4 protein-coding genes are annotated in these 3698 nt (G+C 67.2%); all 4 read left to right on the top strand.

Features of this window, described 5'->3' with window-relative positions; all coding sequences use genetic code 11:
* The coding region (locus tag VLA96_08375) for a hypothetical protein (protein ID HSE49205.1) at positions 1-694 on the top strand (694 nt) is incomplete at its 5' end.
* 62 nt (positions 695-756) lie between these two features.
* Entirely contained in the window at positions 757-1839 is a 1083-nt protein-coding gene (locus VLA96_08370) for an ABC transporter substrate-binding protein (protein HSE49204.1), read from the top strand.
* A gap of 14 nt (positions 1840-1853) precedes the next feature.
* The gene (locus VLA96_08365) at positions 1854-2732 is read left to right on the top strand and encodes a branched-chain amino acid ABC transporter permease (protein ID HSE49203.1); all 879 of its coding nucleotides are present in this window, start codon (positions 1854-1856) and stop codon (positions 2730-2732) included.
* A gap of 8 nt (positions 2733-2740) precedes the next feature.
* A complete protein-coding gene (locus VLA96_08360; protein ID HSE49202.1) occupies positions 2741-3646 on the top strand; it encodes a branched-chain amino acid ABC transporter permease in 906 nt (301 codons plus the stop codon).
* Positions 3647-3698: the final 52 nt, after the last annotated feature.

Genomic DNA, 3698 nt, shown 5'->3' with positions numbered 1-3698 from the left:
GAAGCCGGAGCTCCTCGGGCGCTGCTGGATTCCGGGCATGGGCCCCGGAGAAAGCCCGACCTGGCCGGCGGGCAAGCGTTACGCGCTGCACCACGCGCTCCTCGACGGCGACATCGCCTACGGCGCGTGGCGCGACGGCGGGCTGACCGTGATCGACGTCGCCGACAAGGCGCGCCCGAAGATCCTGGTGCATCGCACACCGCAGCCTGGCGGCGGCGGCACGCATTCGCCGCTGCCGCTGCCGGACCGCAAGCTGCTCGTGCTGGGCGACGAGCCGACCTTCGCCAAGTGCGAGCAGGGCCGGCGCCACATCTGGACCTACGACATCCGCGAGCCCGCCGACCCGAAGGTGATCGCTTCCTTCCCGGAGCCCGCCGAGGCGGACTATTGCGCGAAGGGCGGGTTCTTCGGCCCGCACAACCTGCACGAGAACCGCCCCGGGGCGTTCCAGAGCTCCAGGATCATCTTCGCCACCTATTACAACGCCGGCGTGCGGGTCTACGACATCGCCGACCAGGCGCGGCCGAAGGAGATCGCGTTCTACGTGCCGCCCAACCCGGCCAGGATGGTCGACCCGCGGCCGAACCGCCCGCAGGTGCTGCAGACCGCCGACTGCTATGTCGACAAGAACGGGCTGATGTACCTGACGGATCAGAACGCGGGGCTTAATATCCTGCAGTACGAAGGTCTTTAAAGGAGGGGGAGATGAGGGTTAACTGGTTTATCGCGGGTGCAATCGCGTGCGCCGCAGTACCGGTGCACGCCCAACAGACGGTCTACATGCCGATCGTGATCGAGGTCTCGGGCAACGGCGCGGTGTCGGGCACCAACTTCCGCGACGGCGCGCTGATGGCGATCGACGAGATCAACGCAAGCGGCGGGATACTGAAGCGCAAGATCAACGCGCCGGTGAGCGACACGCAGAGCAACGCGGCGATCTCGCGCGCGCAGGTGCAGAAGGCGATCGACGGCGACCCGTACGTGATCCTCGGGCCGGTGTTCTCCGGCTCGGTGAAGGTGAACATGCAGCTCGCGCAGCAGGCCGAGGTGCCGCAGATCGTCGGCGCGGAAGCCGCCGAGATCACGCAAATGGGCAACCCGTACGTGTTCCGCACCTCGTTCGGCCAGCAGATGAGCATGCCCAAGATGGCGGCGTTCGTCGCCAACGGCATGAAGGCGAAGACCGTGGCGTTTCTCTGGGTGAACAACGACTACGGCAAGGGCGGGCGCGACGTGTTCTTCCAGGAGATGAAGCAGCGCGGCATCAAGATCGTCGCCGACGTCTCGACCGAGTCGGGGCAGGTGGACTTCGCCGCCGACATCGTGAAGATGAAGGCCTCGAACGCCGACGTGATGTTCATCTACACCAACGAGGAAGAGTGCGCGCGCGTGCTGCGCGAGGCGCGCAAGCAGGGCGTGAAGCAGCCGATCATCGGCGAGACCAACGTGATCAGCCAGAAGGTCATCGACCTCGCCGGCGAGACCGCCGAGGGCGCCAAGGGGCACGTCGGGCTCACCGCGGACGCGCCGATCCCGGCGGTGCAGGCGTTCACCCAGAAGTTCCAGAAGCGCTACAACTACGTGCCGGACCACAACGGCTTGAAGGGCTACATGGGCGTGTACGCGGTCAAGTACGCGACCGAGAAGCTCGGCAAGTTCGACCGCAAGGCGCTGGCGAAGAGCCTGCACGGCATGACCATCACGCCGAAGCAGGAGCCCGGCATCCTGATCGAGACCACCTGGGACGCGAACGGCGACGTCGACCGCATCAGCTTCCTGGTCGAGGTGGTGAAGGGTAGACAGAAGGTGGTGGAGATCCTGCCCAAATTGGGTAAGTAGCCCGGGCAAGTCGCCTGGCCGATTTCCTGCAGCTCCTGGTCGCGGGCATCGCGACGGGCGGCATCTACGCGCTCGTCGCGATCGGCTTCGTGCTGCTCTGGCAGACCTCGCAGACCATCAACTTCGCGCAGGGCGAGTTCGTCATGCTGCCGGCCTTCCTGGTGCTGGCGGCGATGCGCTTCCTCGAGCTGTCCTTCGCCGCCGCGCTGCTGGTCGGCTTCGCCGCGTCGGTGCTGGTGCTGGGCGTGCTCTTCAAGCGGCTGGTCGTCGACCCGATCCTGCGCCACGGCGTGCTGCCGCTCGTGATCTCCACGCTCGGCCTCGCGATCCTGTTCAAGGAGGGCGTGAAGGAGTTCTACTCCGCCGAGGCGCAGGGCTTCCCCGGCGTCTGGCCGACCACGAACCTGACTGTCGGCGGCGCGGTGATCTCGGCGCAGAGCCTGGTGATCATCGGGGTGGCGGTGGCCGCGGTCGGGCTGCTGCAGTATTTCCTGCACGCCACGCGCACCGGCCGGCAGATGCAGGCCACCGCGCAGAACCCGCAGCTCGCGCGCGTGCTCGGCATCCCGGTCGAGCGCATGATCCTCTACACCTTCCTCGTCAACGCGGCGCTGGTCGCGCTCGCCTCCTTCCTGGTGAGCCCGATCTACCTCGCCAAGTTCACCAACGGCGAGCTGCTCGGGCTCGCGGCGTTCGTCGCCGCCATCGTGGGCGGCTTCAACCAGGTGCGCGGCGCGATCGTCGGCGGGCTGCTGCTCGGCGTCGCGGACAACCTGGTGGCCGCGTACTGGTCGTCGCAATACCGCGCGGCGATTCCGCTCTTCCTGCTGATCGTGGTCATCCTGTGGCGCCCGCAGGGGCTGCTCGGGCGCGCGGAGGAGCGCACGGTGTGAAGAAGGTCTTGTCACTCCTTCTTTTCAGCGTGCTGGTTGCGGCGCCGTTCTTCCTCAAGCCCTACGGCATCTACCTGCTCAGCCTGTGGGTGGTGATGACCATCGCCGCGATCGGCCTCAACCTCACGCTCGGCTACGCCGGGCAGATCTCGCTCGCGCAGGGCGCGTTCGTCGGCATCGGCGCCTACGCGGCGGCGCTGCTCACCACCACCGGGTGGCCGCTGTGGTCGGCGTTCCTGCTCGCCATCGCGCTCAGCCTGGCGATCGGCTGGCTGCTCGGCTACCCGGCGCTGCGCGTGCAGCATCACTATCTGGCTTTTGTGACGCTGGCGTTCGCCACGCTGGTCTACCTCATGCTGCGCAACGAGGAATGGCTGACCAAGGGCGTCTATGGCGTGCCGAACATCCCGCGCCCGACGCTGCTCGGCTGGTCGACCAAGGCGCCGATCCCGTTCTACTTCTTCTGCCTCGGCATCCTCGCGCTGGTCTCGGCCGGCACCTGGTGGCTGGTGCGCTCGCCGTGGGGCCGCGCGTTCACCGCGCTGCGCGAGAACGCGCTGCGTGCCGATTCGCTCGGCGTCGACACGCGGCGCTACACTTTGATGGCGTTCGCGTTCGGCTCCGCGCTCGGCGGCGTGGCCGGCGTGCTGTATGCGCCGCTCATCCAGTTCATCGAGCCGACGGTGTTCAATCTCAACCTGTCGCTCAGCCTCCTGCTCATGGTGATGGTCGGCGGCTCGGGCTACTTCCTCGGGCCCTTCCTCGGCGCCGCGGTCTCGGTGCTGCTGCCGGAGTGGGCGCGCTTCGGCAGCGACGCGCTCTACCTGATTCTCTATGCGATCGCGGTCATGGTGCTGATGGCGTTCTGCCCCTCCGGCCTCCTTGGGCTCAGCGAGAGGGTTTTCAAGAGATGAATCCCGTCCTGGACGTGCGCGGACTGGCCAAGACCTTCGGCGGCATCCACGC

The sequence above is a fragment of the Terriglobales bacterium genome, from assembly GCA_035457425.1.
In the GTDB taxonomy this organism is placed as follows: Bacteria; Acidobacteriota; Terriglobia; order Terriglobales; family Acidobacteriaceae; genus JACPNR01.
The sequence above is the reverse complement of the archived record's forward strand: the minus strand, read 5'-3'. Positions and strand labels throughout refer to the sequence as shown.